Source organism: Sanguibacter sp. TS_SC_8, from assembly GCF_055361235.1.
On the sequence record NZ_CM143955.1, the window covers coordinates 140,848 to 156,605 of the forward strand.

Genomic DNA, 15,758 nt, shown 5'->3' on the forward strand with positions numbered 1-15,758 from the left:
GCCGCGCACCCAGGTGGGTTGCGCGGCCCGTCGAGGCGCAGGCTCAGGCCTGGCGGTACTGCCAGAGCGAGTTCAGGGCGTCCTGGTAGTAGAAGGTGTGCCCGCTGACGACGAAGGCGAGGAGGACACCGATACCGGGGGACGTGGCCGTCGGGAGGCCGGCTGCGGCCTGGGCCTGCTGGATGCGCTGACCCGTGGAGTAGATCGAGAAGATCATGAAGTACGGCACGAAGATGCAGAGCAGGATCATGTTCGTCGGGTTGACCTGGATCGAGGAGTTGAAGTTCTTCAGCTCGACGTTGATCTTGTAGTACCAGACGATCCCGTAGATCCCGAAGGTGATGATCGAGAGCAGGAGGACGCTGATCGGCGACCGGGTCAGTCCGGAGGGTCCGTTCTGGTAGGCGCCGGGCTGCGGGACGGTGGCGACCGGGTAGGCGCCGTAGACGGAGGCGGGGTCCGCGCCGTAGCCGGCGGATGCGTGGTCAGCGCCGGGGCCCGAGGGCGGCGGCGTGAAGTTGTTTGGAGTGGTCACGGGCTCACAGTAGTGTCCGGCGGACCGCCTGGGTAGAGCCGTTCACGCGTTTTGCGCGGATCGCCATGGGGAGTTGTGTCCGATTCACCCCGCACCGACCCCGCACCGACCCGGCCGTGGTCGGTGCGCAGCGGTGCTCTGCGGCAGACTGGTTGAATGAGCAACGAACAAGGCGTCTACTCCGTCCCTGGTACCGAGTTCACCCGCGACACCAACTACATCCAGACGCGGATCACCGCAGACGGGCGGGACGGCTTCCCCGCGGAGGCGGGCCGCTACCGCCTCGTCGCCGCCAAGGCGTGCCCCTGGGCCAACCGGACGATCATCGTCCGCCGTCTGCTCGGGCTCGAGGACGCGATCTCCCTGGGGATGCCCGGGCCCACGCACGACAAGTCCAGCTGGACCTTCGACCTCGACCCGGGCGGCGTCGACCCGGTGCTGGGCATCGAGCGGATCCAGCAGGCCTACCTCGCCTACGACCCCGACTATCCCCGGGGCATCACGGTCCCGGCGATCGTCGACGTGACCACCGGCAAGGTCGTCACCAACGACTACGCCCAGATCACCCTGGACTTCTCGACCGAGTGGACCGCCTTCCACCGCGCGGGCGCCCCGGACCTCTACCCCGAGCACCTGCGTGCCGAGATGGCCCCCGTCATGCGGCGGATCTACACCGAGGTCAACAACGGCGTGTACCGCTGCGGTTTCGCCGGTACCCAGGAGGCGTACGACGCCGCCTACGACCGGCTCTGGACGGCGCTGGACTGGCTCGGCGACCGCCTCGCCGCCCAGCGCTTCCTCATGGGGGAGACGATCACCGAGGCCGACGTCCGCCTGTTCACCACCCTGGTCCGCTTCGACGCGGTCTACCACGGGCACTTCAAGTGCAACCGCTCCAAGCTCACCGAGATGCCGGTCCTGTGGGCCTACGCCCGCGACCTGTTCCAGACCCCCGGGTTCGGTGAGACCGTGGACTTCGACCAGATCAAGGCCCACTACTACGTCGTGCACCGCGACCTCAACCCGTCCGGGATCATCCCGGCCGGCCCCGACCTCGCGGGCTGGACGACGCCGCACGGGCGCGAGACGCTCGGCGGACGTCCCTTCGGCTCAGGGACGCCGCCGACCCCGCTCGCCTGAGCCCGGCGTCATCACCAGCGGCGTCGTCACCGAGCGGCGTCGTCACCAGCGGTTCCGAGCCTCCTCGGCCCACCCGACCAGCCCGTCCACCCGCACCGGCTCGCCGGCGTCGTCGACCACGTGCCCCGACCAGTACCCGAAGCACTGGTGCGTCTCACCCGCGAGCACCACGAGCCGGGTGATCGCGACCCGCTCGTGGAACGGGGTGAAGGTGAGGTCCACCCGTGGCCCGGTGACCCGCCACGGTGCCAGCCAGTCCGTGCGGTCGTAGCTCCACATCAGCTCGTCGTGGAGCTTGTGCACCCGGCCGTCCACGACGAGCGCGTTCTCGGTGGACCCGGTCCCCACGGTCCACTGTCCGCCGATGGTCAGGCCGAGGGTCCGCCCGTCCACCACCCCCGACCCCGCGCCCCAGTTCCACAGCATCGAGTACGGCCACCGTCCCCGGCCGTGGTCCAGGACCGCCCAGCTGTCCTGCGCGGAGACCTCGACGTCCACCCCGTCCACCCGCAGGCGCCCGCTCACCCGCAGCGCCGGGGCCTTGACCGTGTACTGGAAGCGCCGCGCGCTCCACGGCACGACGACGCACATCGACTCCTGGCCCGGTGGCATCTCCACGGTGAGGTCCAGACGGACCCGGTCGGTCGCGGCCCGCAACCGGACCGACTCCGGACCGGGGGTGATGTTCGCGGCGAAGCCGGGCAGCCGGGCGGAGACGGTGCCGGTGCTCAGGGAGTGCGGGAGCAGGGTCCCGGCGGCGAAGGGGGCGATGACCGAGTGGTCCACGACCTCCCCGGTCGTGCGGTCGAGGACCCAGAGCTGGTGCACCCCGGCGTAGTCCAGGCTCGAGACGGTCAGCCCGACGACGTGGGTCGGGGTGATCACGCCCCAGTACTCCCAGCGCTTGTTCCGTCCCCACGCCCCCGCCCGCCCGGCGCCGCCGGGCAGGTTCGTGCGGTGCAGCGGCGTGCGGGACCAGCCCACGGCGAGCGGGTCGAGACGCCCGTCGGGCCGGCACAGCACGACCGGGCGGGTGATCTCCAGCTCGTAGGCCTCGGCGCTCGGCGACCCGGTCATCATCAGGCCTTGTGCGGCGCGACGCCGACGACGCTCGCGCGACCTTCGACGGGGAACCGCTCCTGGTTGCGGGCGAGCTTGGCCTCACCGGCGGCGCCCAGGTCCACCCCGAGCACGTCCGCCAGGCGGACGAGGTAGATGAGCACGTCGGCGAGCTCGTCGCCGATCCGCGCGCGGCGCTCAGGGGCCTCGAAGGCCGCGACGGCCTGGTCCGCGGGGACCCACTGCAACAGCTCGGCGACCTCACCGACCTCGCCCATCAGGGCCAGGACGAGGGACTTGGGGTCCTGGAACTGCCCCCAGTCACGCTCGGTCGAGAAGGCGCGGACGGCAGCGGCGAAGGTCGTGAGGTCGGTCATCCTCTGACCCTACTGAACCGGGTCCGACCGTGGGAGGTCAGGCGCTGAGCACCGCGACGAGGAAGTCGGAGTCCTCACGGTGCGGGCGCAGGTCCCAGGTCGAGAACAGGGCGTCCACGCTCAGCCCGGCGGTGGCGACGTCGGCCAGGAACGCGCTGGTCAGGTAGCCGCGCCCGGCGCCGAAGCCGATGACGATCCGGCCCGACGGCGCGAGGTGGCGCGCCATGTTCTCCAGGGCGGCGACGTGGGTCCCCGGGGCGAGGAAGGTCATGACGTTCCCGGCGCAGACCACGGCGTCGAAGGTCTCGGTGACGTGGTGGTCGGCGAGGTTCATCTCGGCCAGGTCGCCCACGAGCCACCGGACGCCCGCGTGGTCCTCGACCGCGGCCTCGATGAGGACCGGGTCCACGTCGATGCCGACGACCGTGTGCCCGAGCGCTGCCAGGGCCGCACCCACCCGGCCCGGCCCGCACCCGGCGTCGAGCACGCAGGATCCGCGCGGGACCATCGCGTCGATCATCCGGGCCTCACCGGCCAGGTCGTTGCCTCCGGCTGCCAGCGCGCGCATCCGCTCGAGGTACCAGATCGAGTGGTTGGGGTTGCGCTCTACGTTCTGCTCCCAGAGGGACGGCGTGCGCATGGTGGGGCCTTTCGTCGAGAGGGTGATCTCACTGTAGGTCGGGGACACCGGGGTGCTCGGGACCTTCGACCGGCCTCCCCGGCCTCAGCCGGTGTATTCGAAGTGCCAGTACTCGGGGTTGGCGCCCTTCTGGCGCGCCCAGGTCGGGGCGGTCCACCCGAAGGTCGGTCCGTTCTTCACGAGCCACTGGTAGCGCGCGGAGCCGAACCCGTAGCACGACCACTCCTGCAGGTCGAAGGCCCGGCCGGTGCCGTGGGTCGAGGTGCCCGGGGTGGCGGCGATGGTGCCCAGCACCTCGCGGATCCTCACCTGCTCGGAGTAGGAGCGGTAGGTGAGGTCCAGGTGGAGGTCCTCGCCGAAGGCCCCGCGGAAGGAGGCGTTGAGCTTGTCGAGGGACGCCGCAGCCCGGTGGGTGAGGTACTGGGGCGTGCCGACCGTGTCGAAGCCCCAGGTCATCCGGGTCATCGCGGAGGCCGGGAGGTTGCCGTTGGACCCATCGCCCTCCGCCGACGGCGCGGAGGTGTAGAACGGCGGACCGGCGTAGGTGGAGTCGTTGACGCACGCCGGGACGGCTGCCGGTGGCGTGGTGGCCGACGGCGCGGGGGCCGGGGCGGGCCGGGAGGCGCGGTCTGCCGCGTCGTCGGCCGCCTGCGCGGCGGCGTCCGCGGCGGCCTGCTCCGCAGCAGCCAGTTCCGCGGCGGCGAGGTCCGCGGCGGCCTGCGTGGCCGCCGCCAGCTCGGCCGCGGCCAGGTCTGCTGCCACCTGCTCGGCCGCGGCACGGTCCGCCACGAGCTGGTCGGTCAGCTGCTGGGCGACGCCGGCCTCGGCGGCTCCGCGGGCCGCCACGCGGTCGGCGGTCTCGGCGCGCAGCGCGAGGTCCTGGGCGGCGCGGTGGTCTGCGACGTCGGCCCTGACCTCGGCCCGCTGGGCGGCGATCTCGGGCGTGCTGGCGAGTGCGCTGGTGGTGGCGAGGGCGCCCACGAGGGTGAGCGTCCCGAGCAGGGCGCACAGGCGCAGCCTCATGGCACGGGGCATGTCATCTCCTCGGGAGCGGACGGTCGGGGGTCCTCACACCCTACGGCGCGCACGCCCGACGGCGAACCCCTGACTTGGGTCACCCCTGCCCGGGGTGTGCGGACGTCCGAACTGCGATCGAGCCAGGAGTTGCCACACTTGAGCCGTGACCACGCCACCGCAGGCCGCCCCTGAGCTTCACGAGCCCACCTCGCGCCAGATCCGCCGGTGGCGCCACAACCTCGCCGACGAGCGCGCCGAGGCCGCCGTCTACCGCGACCTCGCATCCCGTCGTTCGGGAGAGGAGCGGGAGATCCTGCTCGCCCTCGCCGAGGCCGAGGGGCGCCACGAGGCGCACTGGGTCGAGCTGCTGGGACCGCAGGCGGGGCGCCCGCTCCGCGGCCACTGGCGCACCCGGGGGCTGGGGATGCTCGCCCGGCGCTTCGGGGGGGTCTTCGTCCTCGCGCTCGCCCAGCAGGCCGAGACCCGGTCGACCTACGACGTCGACGCCGATGCGACCGCGAGGATGGCCGCCGACGAACGCATCCACGGCGAGGTGGTCCGCGGGCTGGCCACCCGGGGACGGATGCGGATCTCGGGGACGTTCCGCGCGGCGGTCTTCGGAGCCAACGACGGGCTCGTGTCCAACCTCGCACTCATCCTCGGGATCGGGGCCTCGGGGGCGTCCCAGGCCACCGTGCTGCTGACCGGCCTCGCCGGCCTGCTCGCCGGGGCGCTGTCCATGGGCGCCGGGGAGTACGTGTCCGTCCGGTCCCAGCGCGAGCTCCTCGAGGCTGCCAACCCGAGCCCGGCCGCCTCGGCCGCGATCGCGCACCTCGACGTCGACGCCAACGAGCTCGCCCTCGTCTACCGCGCCCGGGGCGAGAGCGCCGCCGACGCACAGGCGCACGCCGACGACGTGATCGCGACGCACTCCGCCCAGACCGTGATCGCCCCGGACGGGGCCGACGACGAGCACGAGGCGCTCGGCACCGCGTGGGGAGCCGCGGCGTCGAGCTTCTGCTTCTTCGCCTCCGGTGCGCTCGTCCCGGTGCTGCCGTACCTCTTCGGTGCAGACGGCCCCACGGCCGTCATCATCGGGTCGGTCCTGGTCGGCGTCGCGCTGTGCGTCACCGGGGCGACGGTCGGTGTGCTCTCGGGGGCCTCTCCGGTCAGACGCGCGCTGCGCCAGCTGGGGATCGGGTTCGGAGCAGCCGGTGCCACCTACCTGCTCGGGCTGGCCTTCGGTGCGACCGTCGCCTGATGAACACTTGATGACCTGGGACAACACCCGGTGAACTACGCCAACTCCCGGTGAACTGGGCCGCGACCGCCAGCGAAGATACCTCTATGCCCCCTTCGCAGACCTTCGCGACGAACCGCGCTGTCCGGGACCGCACCGCGCGCGTCCCCGTCGTCTCCGACGTGTCGCAGCCCATCGAGGTGGTCGCGTCGACCCTGAGCTGCCGATCCCTCGAGGAGCTCTTCCGTCCCGAGACGGTCGAGAGCGTCGGAGTGCGCGACGTCGGTGACCACACCCGGGTGGGCCTCATCACCCGGGAGAGGTGCCTGGCGGCCATGGCCGGGGAGCTCGGCTACGGCAGGGCGCTGCTCTCCCGCAAGCCGGTCAGCGACCTGACCGACTGGACCCCGACCTTCGTCGACCCGTGGGTGAGCGTGCCGGACACTCTGCGCCTGGCCATGTCGCGGCCACGGCGCCGTCGCTACGACGATCTCCTCGTCCGGTCCCAGGTGTGGGGGTGCGTCACGGTGACCTCCCTCGTCGAGCACCTCTCCGGCGAGCTGGGCGCCCGCGCCGACCACGACGCCCTCACCGGCATGCGGGACCGCCAGGCCTGGCTCGCGGCGCTCGCGGCCCAGGCGTCGGCGCACCCCGACCCCAGCCAGCACGTGGCCGTGGTGGTCGTCGCCCTCGACGGCATCGCCGCTGTGAACGCGGCCCACGGCTCGGTGACGGGGGACCTGGTGCTCGCCGGCGTCGCGGACCTGCTGCGTGCGGAGTACGTCGAACGGTCCGCGCTCGGCCGGCTGAGCGGCACCCAGATGGCGCTGGCCGCGCCGATCACCGCCGCGGACGGGCTGCCCGACGCGATCGCCCGGGCGCAGGTGCTGGCCGACCGCCTGCGCACGGCCGCCGAGACCGCCCTCCGCCGCCTCGTCAACGACGCAGTGGTCCCCCCTGGTCTCGTCCGCGCCCGGACCGGCTTCGCGCTGGCCCCCCGCGGGGCGTCCGGGGACGCGTTGATCGCCCGCGCGCTCGCCCGTCTCGGCAGCGGCGGGACGCGCAGTGAGACGCGCAGCGAGGTACGCAGCGAGGTGCGTCAGGTGCGGGGCGATTCGCTGCAGGTGTGAGGTGCGGTGCGGTGGAGGACCGCCTGGGCGCCGGACGGCTCAGGGCCGCCCGGCCAGGGCGGTGAGCGCGGCGGTCACGACGTCGTCGGGATCGCCCGCCACGGGGACCACGACGCCGTCCTCGTCGTCGGCAAGCGCCTCGAGGGTCGCGAGCTGGGAGGCGACGAGGGAGGCCGGCATGAAGTGGTCGGCGCGGTCGGCCACGCGACCGGCGAGGACCTCGGGCGCGACGTCGAGGTGCACGAACCGCACCCGACCGGCGGCCGCGGCGAGCACCTCCCGGTAGGGCCGGCGCAGGGCCGAGCAGGCGATCACGCTCGATCCGCCGGCGTCGGCGATCGCGGACATGGTGTCGCGGGCCTCGGCGAGCCAGGGTGCGCGGTCGTCGTCGTCGAGCGGGGAACCCGCGCGCATCTTCTCGACGTTGGCCTCGGGGTGCAGGTCGTCGGCGTCGATGAACAGGGCGCCGGTCCGGTCTGCGAGCAGCATGCCGATGGTCGACTTGCCGCACCCGGAGACACCCATGACCACGAGGTGCGTCGGTGCGGTGGGGCGGGGGCGGGGCTTCGTCGACATGGCAGCAGCGTACGCGGGCAGGGGGCCCGCTCAGGCGAGCAGCACGTCGAGCGTCGCGCCGAGCTTGGCGGTCAGGTCCACGTGCTGTGCGGCGACCCAGTCGCCCTCGTAGGCGCGCGGACCCGGCTCGACGAGCAGGACGCAGTACATGTAGGCGCGGTAGAGCAGCAGGCGGGCGTCGGCCGGGCTGAGCGCTCCCGGGACGGGCGGCTCGGTCACGTCGAGGTCGCCCCCAGCAGCCCGATAGGCGTCCGCGAGGGGCGCCGGCACGGGTCCGGTGCCGACCTGGTCGGCGCCGGCGAACTCGAAGAGCGGGTCCCCCCAGAACGCGCGCTCGGTGTCGATGATCCCGGTGATCGCCAGGGTGTCGGGGTCGACGAAGACGTTGCCCTCCCACAGGTCGGTGTGGATCAGGCGCGGTGTCTCCACGAGTGCGAGGGCTGGCCGGTGGTGGGCGACGGCGGCGGCGATCCGTCCGGCGGGGAGGGTGGCTCCCCAGGTGGTGGCGTCATCGAGCAGGGCACCGATCATCGCGGTGAAGGCCGCAGGCCAGGTGTCACCCTGGAGGGCGGGGGACGCGGGATAGCCGAACCGGGTGCCGGTCACCGTGTGCAGAGCGGCCATGAACGTGCCCAGGCCGGTCCGGATGGTGGCCTGCTGCTCGGGGGTCTGGGTGGGCAGGCTCTGCCATGGCACGCCGTCGAGGTGGGTGACGACAAGGACGTCGGTGTCGAAGTGCTCGCGGCTGAAGTCCGAGAGCAGCACGGTGGGCATGAGCAGCTCCGGGCGCCCGTGGGCGAGCCGGTAGACGAGCTCCTCGGTGCCCAGGATCCCGTGCTCATAGCGCATGAGACGACCCGATGCGGTCGGTGCCATCTTCGCGACCGCGCGGCCACCGGTGAAGGTCAGCCGGTAGGTCGTGGCGAACATGCCGCCCTCCAGCCGCTCGATGCCCTCGAGCGCGCCGAGGTCAGCAGCCAAGGGGGCGGCGACTCGGGTGAGGCGGGCGGTCATCGCGTGGAGGTCGGCGGGGGCCTGCGTGGTGGTCACGTGACCATCCTGGCAGAGTCGGTGGCTGGTTCACCGCCAGATGGAACGCAGCGGGTAGACCGTCAAGGTGCTCAGCACGGCGGTGCCGCCCCTGGTGTAGAGCGACAGGCCGGCCGCGTCGGTAGACGGGAAGGTCAGCAGGGTGCCGGTGAGCGTGCCGTCGTCGACGAACACCTCGACCGAGGACTCGTCCACGAACCCGTGCAGGCGGACCACACCGTCCGGGGGTGAGTAGGGGGCCGTGCGGCGCAGGGCGAAGTCGAAGGGCGTGCCGTCGCGGGTCGATATCGTGGCCAGGCCCCCCTGCGTACGGTCCAGGAAGAACGTCCCGGCCCGCGAGTCCACCCCGACGGCCGTCGCCTCGGTCACTGACCCGTCGTCGGCGCGCGACTCGCGCACCCGGAGTCCCACCTCGTCCGCGTCACCGACCTCGATCTCCGCGGTGAACTCGAAGGTCGTGCTCGTGACCGGGAGCGGGGTGTCGCCGTCGAGGGTCAGGTCCTCCACGGTCACGGGCTCCTCGCGCAGGCCGGCGAGCTCGGCGACCGGGGCCTGGGTGAGGACCGGGCGGCCGTCCACGGTCCGCAGCGACAGCTCGCGCGGCACGCTCATGGCGTTCTGCCAGGCCTGGGTCGGTGCGGAGTACGGGTAGCGCCAGTTCCCCATCCACCCGATCCAGATCCGGCGTCCGTCCGGGCTGTGCTCGAAGGACTGCGCCGCGTAGAAGTCCTGCCCGACGTCGGTGACCTGCACGGTCTCCGGGGGAGTGTCCGGATCGCGGGTGTACGTCGTCCCGTCGAAGGTGCCCACGAAGTACTGGGCGGTCGACCCGTTCGTCTCCGCGTTGTCGCCAACGCTCACCGTGAGCACCCAGCGCTGCTCCGCGGGGTCGCCGTCCAGGTCGAGGGGGAAGAGGTCGGGACACTCCCAGACGGCGGCGTGCAGCCCCTGGCCCTCACCGAAGGTGCTCAGGTAGCGCCACTCGCGCAGGTTCGGGGAGGAGTAGAGGTCGACGCCGCCGCCCACCGCGACCACCATCACCCACGCGCGCGTGGGCTCGTGCCAGAAGACCTTGGGGTCACGGAAGTCCGTGCGGCCGTCGTTGGGCAGGACCGGGTTGGCGTCGTACCGCTGCCAGGTGCGGCCCCGGTCTGAGCTGTACGCGAGGCTCTGCGCCTCCCCGCCCTCGGTCGAGGTGTAGACCGCGACCAGCCCTCCGCCGTCGACCCCGTCGAAGAAGCCGCTCGTGTTCGCGCCGTCCACGACGGCGCTGCCGGACAGGGCCTGTCCCAGCCGGTCGTGCTCGAGTGCGACCGGGAGGGGTTCCCAGTGGACCAGGTCCGTGCTGACGGCGTGCGCCCACGTCCCGCCCTGCTGGTGGAACAGGTGCCACTCACCCTCGAACCACACGAGGCCGTTGGGGTCGGCCATCTGCCCGGCGGCGGGGCTGTAGTGGAACTGGGGGCGCCACGGCTCGGAGTACGGCGCGTCGGCGGTGGGGGCCTCGGCCGGGCTCGACGGGTCTGAGGGGCGCGGTGCCGGATCGGTGCAGGCGGTGAGGCAGGCGGCGAGCAGCAGCGTGGTCACCGCCCACATGCTCCAGCGGGACCGACGGCGGGATGGGTCCGGCACGTGCCTCAGCTCCTTCCGGTGGCGCGCCGGCTGGGTAGCCCGTCAGGGACGGGCCACCCAGCCGGTGTGTGTGATGAGGTTCGTCCTCCTAGGGGATCGGGCGTGGGTTGGGCGTCTGCGGGACGTCCTGTGCCCGGTTCGTCGGGATGTCGCCGTACCCGCCGAGGCCACCGTCACCGTAGGTCCGGTCGACGGCCGTGGTGGAGCCGGTGATGTCCATCTTCACCGTGGGTGCCAGCGTCCCACCACGTCGCACGTCCGGGTTGCCGATCGCGTCGATGAACGACTCGACGAGCCCGCCGGGCATCACGAAGTGTGAGTACGACTGGAACGTGTTCGCCGTCTGGCCGGGGGCCGGGGCGGCAGGTGTGCCGATGGGGAAGTTGAGATTGGTCGGGTTGCCCAGGGCAAGCCCGCTGCTCTCGTTGAGCGGCTGGAAGTCGGACCGGATGCCGTCGCCCACGAAGCCGTAGACGCCGTCGGGTCCGTCCATGTACCAGAACCGCGGATCTGCGGCGTCCACCCCGGGCCCTCGGGAGAAGGTGTGCCGGTGACTGATGGTGAACAGGTAGTACTTGCCGTCGTGCAGGTAGATCTGCGGTCGCTCGGTCTGGTCGTTGACGCAGTTCGCCGAGAGGATCGGCGGGAGGAAGCGCCATTCGGTCAGCGCCGCGTTCTCCGCCACCGCCAGACCCACGTTGGCCATCTGGAAGTTGGCGCCGGTCGCTGTCACCGTTGCAGGGTCCTCGGCGAGCGGCTCGCCCGGCTGGTACCCCAGGTCCTCCGCCGAGCAGGCGACCGCGCCACGGTCACCGGCGGTGTTGCCCTCGAAGACCATGAACGTCTTGCCCGGGTGGGCGGGGTCCTCGAAGGTGAACGGGTCGCGGAAGTTGACGGCCGGGTTCTGCTCCTTCGTCTGGTAGTACGTCCCGTCCGGGACGAGCAGCTCGTGCTGGTCGCGTGCGCCGGTGAGCCATACGCCGTCGTCGTCGGCGAAGAGCCGGGCTTCGGTCTGGACGATCCGCGGGTCCGCGGGCTTGAGCTCCTGATCGTTGGCGTCCCGGTAGAAGGCCACCGCGGTGTAGAAGATCCGCAGCTTGTTGCCGTCCATGATCCGGGTCGACCCGGACCACTCCGTGACTGTCGAGAAGGACTGGTCCTCGAAGATGGATCCCGCGGCTCCGTCAGGGAAGACGTAGCCGCCGTAGATCCAGCCCCCGTTCTCGGGGCGGTCCGCCGCGGCGACATCCGCCTTGCGGTAGAAGAATCCCAGCCGCGCGTGGGTGTGCCGGTCGTCGAAGGTGTACCCGGCGTTCGGGTCGGCCGTCAGCGCGAAGATGACCTCCCAGCCCTTGAAGCTGACCTGGTCGGCTGCGCCGTCAGCGAGCGTCCAGGTGTCCCACACCCAGATCTGCTCACCGTTCTGGTCCAGGAGGACGGGGAAGTCGCCCGGGATCTCCGGCATCGTGAGGTCGGTCGGCATCGAGTTGGCACCGGCCGGGGCGGCCGGGTCAGAGGATGCGCGGATCTGGAGAGCATCCGCGCGCGTCCACCGGGCCGTGAAGTCCGACTCGATGTCGTAGGACTGCTGGGTGTGGGTGGACGGGGCCGGGAACCCCGGAACCAGAGCTGGTGCGACGGCCTCGGGAGCGACCGCTTCCGGTGCTTCCGGTGCTTCCGGTGCTTCCGGAACAGGCGGGACCGCCGGGACGTCTGAGGTCTCCGGTGGGACGGGCGCCTCGGGCTCGACGGGCGCTGCGGGGACGGCGGGTGGCTCGGTGGTCGGATCGACCGTCGGGTCGGGAATGACGGTCGCCGCGGAGGCCGGTACCTCTGCGGACGCCGGGAGGGAACCGACTGCTGCGGTCCCGGTGAGGAGGACTGTGGCGAGCAGCGCGCTCGCCAGCCTTCCGGTGAGTGGTCGTGTACGTGTACGTGTCGAAGACATCACGTTCAAGGCTTTCTCTCGACTGGATGGGCTGTCTTCGGTACGACGGGTTTTCCCCCAACACCTTCGAGAGTAGTGTGACGTGGGTCACGTCTGTCAACCCGACGATGGACGCGAAGTCAACGTGATGAGGGGGTGATAAACGGGTGAACTTATGTCCACCCCTGGTGACCGGCAACGATGCCGGCCATGCACGGACTTCGGTCGCACGGTGAGATTCCCCCTCCATGGAACACAGGGCCACGCTTCGGCGTGGCAGCGCCTCCGGCGCATCCCGACAACACATGGAGCATCATGAAGCACCCAACCCAACCCAGCATCGCCGGCGAAGGTCGTCACAGAAGGACACAGCGCACCGTGGCTGCCGTCCTCGCCGCCGCAGTCATCGCCGCGGGGGGCGTCGCAGCAGCGTCCGCCTCTCCCGGTCAGTCCGTCGTCTCCCTGCGTGAGACCGACGCCTCGGCGCTCGCCCGGACCATCTCCGGACGCAGCGTCCACGTCCGGGACGTGACCTTCACCGGTCTCGACGTCCAGGCCGGTCGGTTCAACCGACTGGGGGACACCGGCATCCACCGCGGCGTCGCCCTGACCACGGGATCGCTCATCCCGGCGGACCCCGCGTCAGCGGAGGACGTCGACTTCACCCGGTCCTCCGTCCTCGGGCCGAACGAGAGTCTCACCACCACGGGTGACCTGGGCGGTGCGGGCTCCCCGGAGCTCGAGACACTGTTCGGCGTCACCACCTACGACGCGGCCGTCCTCACGATGCAGGTCGTCCCACGCCACTCGCAGCTCAAGCTGCAGTTCGTCTACGGCAGTGAGGAGTACGCGGGGTGGTCCAGCCAGGACTTCACCGACGCCTTCGCCATCATGGTCAACGGCGAGCCCTGCTCGTACGTGCCCGGAACCACCGACCTCGTCTCGACGAGCACCGTCAACGAGTCGACCAACCCCGACCAGTTCCGGTCGAACTTCGCCCCGAACGACCCGACCGCGGGCCAGTACGACACCGAGCTCAACGGGTTCACCCAGGTGCTCACCTGCGAGGCCTCCGTGCGGCCGTGGAGGACCGCGACGGTCACCATCGCGGTCGCCGACACTCGCGACGGGCAGCTCGACAGCACGGTGCTGATCCCCCGCGGCGGACTGACGTCCGAGAGGGGCGGTCGCGGCTGACCGACACAGCGCACCAAGAAGGCCGGGACGGGCGCGAGATGCGCCCGCCCCGGCCTTGGTCTGCGCGGCGTGAGGAGCGGTCCTGACGGCGAGGAGCCCTACGGGGTGGTGGTGGGGCCCCCGGGCGTCCCGAGGTTCTTGGTAGCCAACCCGGCGATGAGCTGGTTGATGTCGACGCCGGTGAGCTGCTTGATGACGCCCTGGCCCTCGCTGAGCACGGAGGCGACGTTCTTGGTGATGGCGGACGCACCGTCGGTCGAGATCACGGTCATGCCCTGGATCTTGCCGATCGGCTCGGCAGCGGCCCGCACGATCTCGGGGAGGCGCTCGATGAGCTCCTGCACCAGGGCGGCCTCGCCGTACTTCTTGAGCGCCTCGGCCTTGGCGTCCATGGCGATCGCCTCGGCACGTCCCTCGGCCTCGATCGCCGCACCACGGGCCTCGCCCTCGGCGCGGATACCGACGGCGAGGGCGACCTGACGGTCACGCTCGGCCTCACCGGTGCGGCGCACCGCCTCGGCGTTGGCCTCGGCGTCTTGGATCGCCGCGGTCTTGTTGGCCTGGGCGATGGTCGTGCGCTTGTAGGCGTCGGCCTCGGTCGCGGCGTTGGCGGCGTCGCGCTCGGCATTGGCGCGCTGCACCGAGGCGTAGGCGTCCGCCTCGGCGGGCTTGCGGATGGAGATGTCGAGCTCCTCCTCGGTCACCTTGGCCTGCTCGGACAGGGCCTCGCGCTGCTGGGTCGCCACGAGACGGTCCTGCTCGGCGCGTGCCAGCTGGCCGGCCGCGTTCGCCTCGGCGTTGGCGCGGTCGGTCTGGGCCTTGATCGTGGCCTGCTTGAGCTCGAAGGCCTTGCGACGCTCGGCGACCTGCTCCTGAGCCTCGATGGCGGCGAACTCCGAGGCCCGCTGGGCCTCGGCCTCGGAGACCTCGGCCACCTGACGGGCACGGGCGTTCTCGGCACGGCCCAGGTTGGCGAGGTAGTCCGAGCCGGGGGTGGAGATGTCGGAGATGTTGAGCAGGTCGACCTGCAGGCCCTGCTCGGACAGGTCGGTCTTGGTTGAGTCGACGACCCGGTCGGAGAGGCCCTTGCGGTCGGAGATGATCTGCTCGATCGTCATGTCGCCGACGATGGATCGCAGCGACCCCTCGAGGGACTCCTTGATGATCTCGGTCAGCGTGCCCTGCTGGGAGAGGAAGCGCTGCCCGGCCCGGCGCACACCCTCCTCGTCACCGCGGACCTTGAAGTTGATGGACGCCTTGATCGCGATCTTGATGCGGTTCTTGTCCACGCCCTCGACGGTGATGCCGATCTGGCGCTGCTCGAGCGAGATGGAGAAGCCCTGCTGGAGGATCGGCCAGACGAACACCCGCCCACCGACGACGACCCGCTGGCCACCGTCCTCGGACGCCTTCTTGCCGGCGCCGCGCCCCACGATGATGAGCGCCTCGTTGGGGGGCACCCGCCGGATCCGGTTGGCGACGAAGATGATCACCGCGAAGAGCGCGATGACGAGGGCCGCGATGGCCAGGGTGGTGATCGTGGTGTCAGTCATGGGTGGTCGCCCCGGAGGGCGGCTCCTTCCGGGAGGGGTGGATGGCGGCGCGACGGTCGAACAGGGCGATCAGGTGGATTGGGGCCAGGGCCGCGGTGCGGTCGAGGTCGCCCCGGGCCAGCGGGGTGCGACCAGGACGCGGCCGGGTGTCTCCTCGACGACGACGATCCGGGTGCCCTCGGTGATCACCTGGTTGGCCCAGGCGAGACGGCGTTCGAGCTCGCCGTCGAGGGACACCTCTCCGGTCGTGGTCGTGATCCGCGCGGTCGCCACTCCTTCGAGGCCGGCCAGGGGTCGCGAGGTGCCGTCCTCGGAGTCAGCGAGGCCCTTGACCAGCCGCTGGACGAGGACCGCGACACCGACGGCGGCGACGGCCGAGCCGGCGTAGGCGGTCCAGGTGGGCAGGTCGTTGGCCAGGGCGATGGCGCCTAGTGCTCCGAAGACGACGGCGCCGACCCCGAGCGAGGTGCCCGAGAGCATGCCGTCGCCGAAGTCGATGAGCTCCCCCAGGAGCATCGAGACGAGAACCAGGCACAGCCCGATCGAGCCGATGATGATGAACGTCGCCATCGTGGCCTCCCACCTGCTCGTCGATGAACGTCTTTACCCGAACCATATCGGAGTTCGACGATCTCGTGGGGAACTGTGGAGGGGAGAACTCCCCCGGTCGGCCGGTCCGGCGACC

Annotated in this window: 15 protein-coding genes; 4 read left to right on the plus strand and 11 right to left on the minus strand. The window is 71.4% G+C overall.

The window, feature by feature from the left end; translation table 11 throughout:
* Positions 1–43: 43 nt before the first annotated feature.
* Positions 44–535 carry a DUF4234 domain-containing protein gene (locus ACWA15_RS00595; RefSeq protein ID WP_464057275.1) on the minus strand — a complete coding sequence of 164 codons (492 nt, stop codon included), beginning with the start codon at positions 533–535 and terminating at the stop codon, positions 44–46.
* Positions 536–691: 156 nt separating this feature from the next.
* Here ACWA15_RS00595 and ACWA15_RS00600 point away from each other — a divergent pair, with 156 nt between their 5' ends.
* Positions 692–1,675, plus strand: a complete 984-nt coding sequence (locus tag ACWA15_RS00600; RefSeq protein ID WP_464057276.1) for a glutathione S-transferase family protein — start codon at positions 692–694, stop codon at positions 1,673–1,675.
* Positions 1,676–1,717: 42 nt separating this feature from the next.
* On the opposite strand, the gene ACWA15_RS00605 is transcribed toward ACWA15_RS00600, so the two are convergent.
* The 4 genes from ACWA15_RS00605 to ACWA15_RS00620 all read right to left on the minus strand — a co-directional run bounded on the left by ACWA15_RS00605 (position 1,718) and on the right by ACWA15_RS00620 (position 4,786).
* Positions 1,718–2,755, minus strand: coding sequence for a DUF2804 domain-containing protein (locus ACWA15_RS00605; protein WP_464057277.1), 1,038 nt, complete (start codon positions 2,753–2,755; stop codon positions 1,718–1,720).
* Positions 2,755–3,111 carry a nucleotide pyrophosphohydrolase gene (locus tag ACWA15_RS00610; protein WP_464057278.1) on the minus strand — a complete coding sequence of 119 codons (357 nt, stop codon included), beginning with the start codon at positions 3,109–3,111 and terminating at the stop codon, positions 2,755–2,757. The genes ACWA15_RS00605 and ACWA15_RS00610 overlap by 1 nt, the downstream gene beginning before the upstream one ends.
* A 37-nt stretch (positions 3,112–3,148) precedes the next feature.
* Positions 3,149–3,751: a class I SAM-dependent methyltransferase gene (locus ACWA15_RS00615; RefSeq protein WP_464057279.1), complete on the minus strand. Its 603-nt coding sequence runs from the start codon at positions 3,749–3,751 to the stop codon at positions 3,149–3,151.
* 84 nt (positions 3,752–3,835) lie between these two features.
* On the minus strand, positions 3,836–4,786 hold the full coding sequence (locus ACWA15_RS00620) for a M15 family metallopeptidase (protein ID WP_464057280.1): 951 nt from the start codon (positions 4,784–4,786) through the stop codon (positions 3,836–3,838).
* Positions 4,787–4,931: 145 nt separating this feature from the next.
* Between ACWA15_RS00620 and ACWA15_RS00625 the strand changes: the two genes are divergently transcribed.
* Positions 4,932–6,029, plus strand: a complete 1,098-nt coding sequence (locus tag ACWA15_RS00625; protein WP_464057281.1) for a VIT1/CCC1 transporter family protein — start codon at positions 4,932–4,934, stop codon at positions 6,027–6,029.
* Positions 6,030–6,115: 86 nt separating this feature from the next.
* On the plus strand, positions 6,116–7,138 hold the full coding sequence (locus tag ACWA15_RS00630) for a diguanylate cyclase domain-containing protein (protein WP_464057282.1): 1,023 nt from the start codon (positions 6,116–6,118) through the stop codon (positions 7,136–7,138).
* Positions 7,139–7,177: 39 nt separating this feature from the next.
* Here ACWA15_RS00630 and ACWA15_RS00635 read toward each other — a convergent pair whose 3' ends face one another.
* The 4 genes from ACWA15_RS00635 to ACWA15_RS00650 all read right to left on the minus strand — a co-directional run bounded on the left by ACWA15_RS00635 (position 7,178) and on the right by ACWA15_RS00650 (position 12,344).
* Positions 7,178–7,714 (minus strand): gluconokinase, encoded by a 537-nt coding sequence (locus ACWA15_RS00635; RefSeq protein WP_464057283.1) that lies wholly within the window; start codon positions 7,712–7,714, stop codon positions 7,178–7,180.
* Between the two features lie 30 nt (positions 7,715–7,744).
* Entirely contained in the window at positions 7,745–8,764 is a 1,020-nt protein-coding gene (locus ACWA15_RS00640) for a phosphotransferase family protein (RefSeq protein ID WP_464057284.1), read from the minus strand.
* A 30-nt stretch (positions 8,765–8,794) separates the two neighbouring features.
* Entirely contained in the window at positions 8,795–10,396 is a 1,602-nt protein-coding gene (locus ACWA15_RS00645; RefSeq protein WP_464057286.1) for a glycoside hydrolase family 32 protein, read from the minus strand.
* Positions 10,397–10,484: 88 nt separating this feature from the next.
* Positions 10,485–12,344 carry a glycoside hydrolase family 68 protein gene (locus tag ACWA15_RS00650; protein ID WP_464057287.1) on the minus strand — a complete coding sequence of 620 codons (1,860 nt, stop codon included), beginning with the start codon at positions 12,342–12,344 and terminating at the stop codon, positions 10,485–10,487.
* Between the two features lie 357 nt (positions 12,345–12,701).
* Here ACWA15_RS00650 and ACWA15_RS00655 point away from each other — a divergent pair, with 357 nt between their 5' ends.
* Entirely contained in the window at positions 12,702–13,520 is an 819-nt protein-coding gene (locus ACWA15_RS00655) for a choice-of-anchor L domain-containing protein (protein ID WP_464057288.1), read from the plus strand.
* 98 nt (positions 13,521–13,618) lie between these two features.
* Here the strand turns inward: ACWA15_RS00655 and ACWA15_RS00660 are convergent, their stop codons facing one another.
* Positions 13,619–15,073 carry a flotillin family protein gene (locus ACWA15_RS00660; protein WP_464057289.1) on the minus strand — a complete coding sequence of 485 codons (1,455 nt, stop codon included), beginning with the start codon at positions 15,071–15,073 and terminating at the stop codon, positions 13,619–13,621.
* Between the two features lie 69 nt (positions 15,074–15,142).
* A complete protein-coding gene (locus ACWA15_RS00665; protein ID WP_464057291.1) occupies positions 15,143–15,643 on the minus strand; it encodes an NfeD family protein in 501 nt (166 codons plus the stop codon).
* Positions 15,644–15,758: the final 115 nt, after the last annotated feature.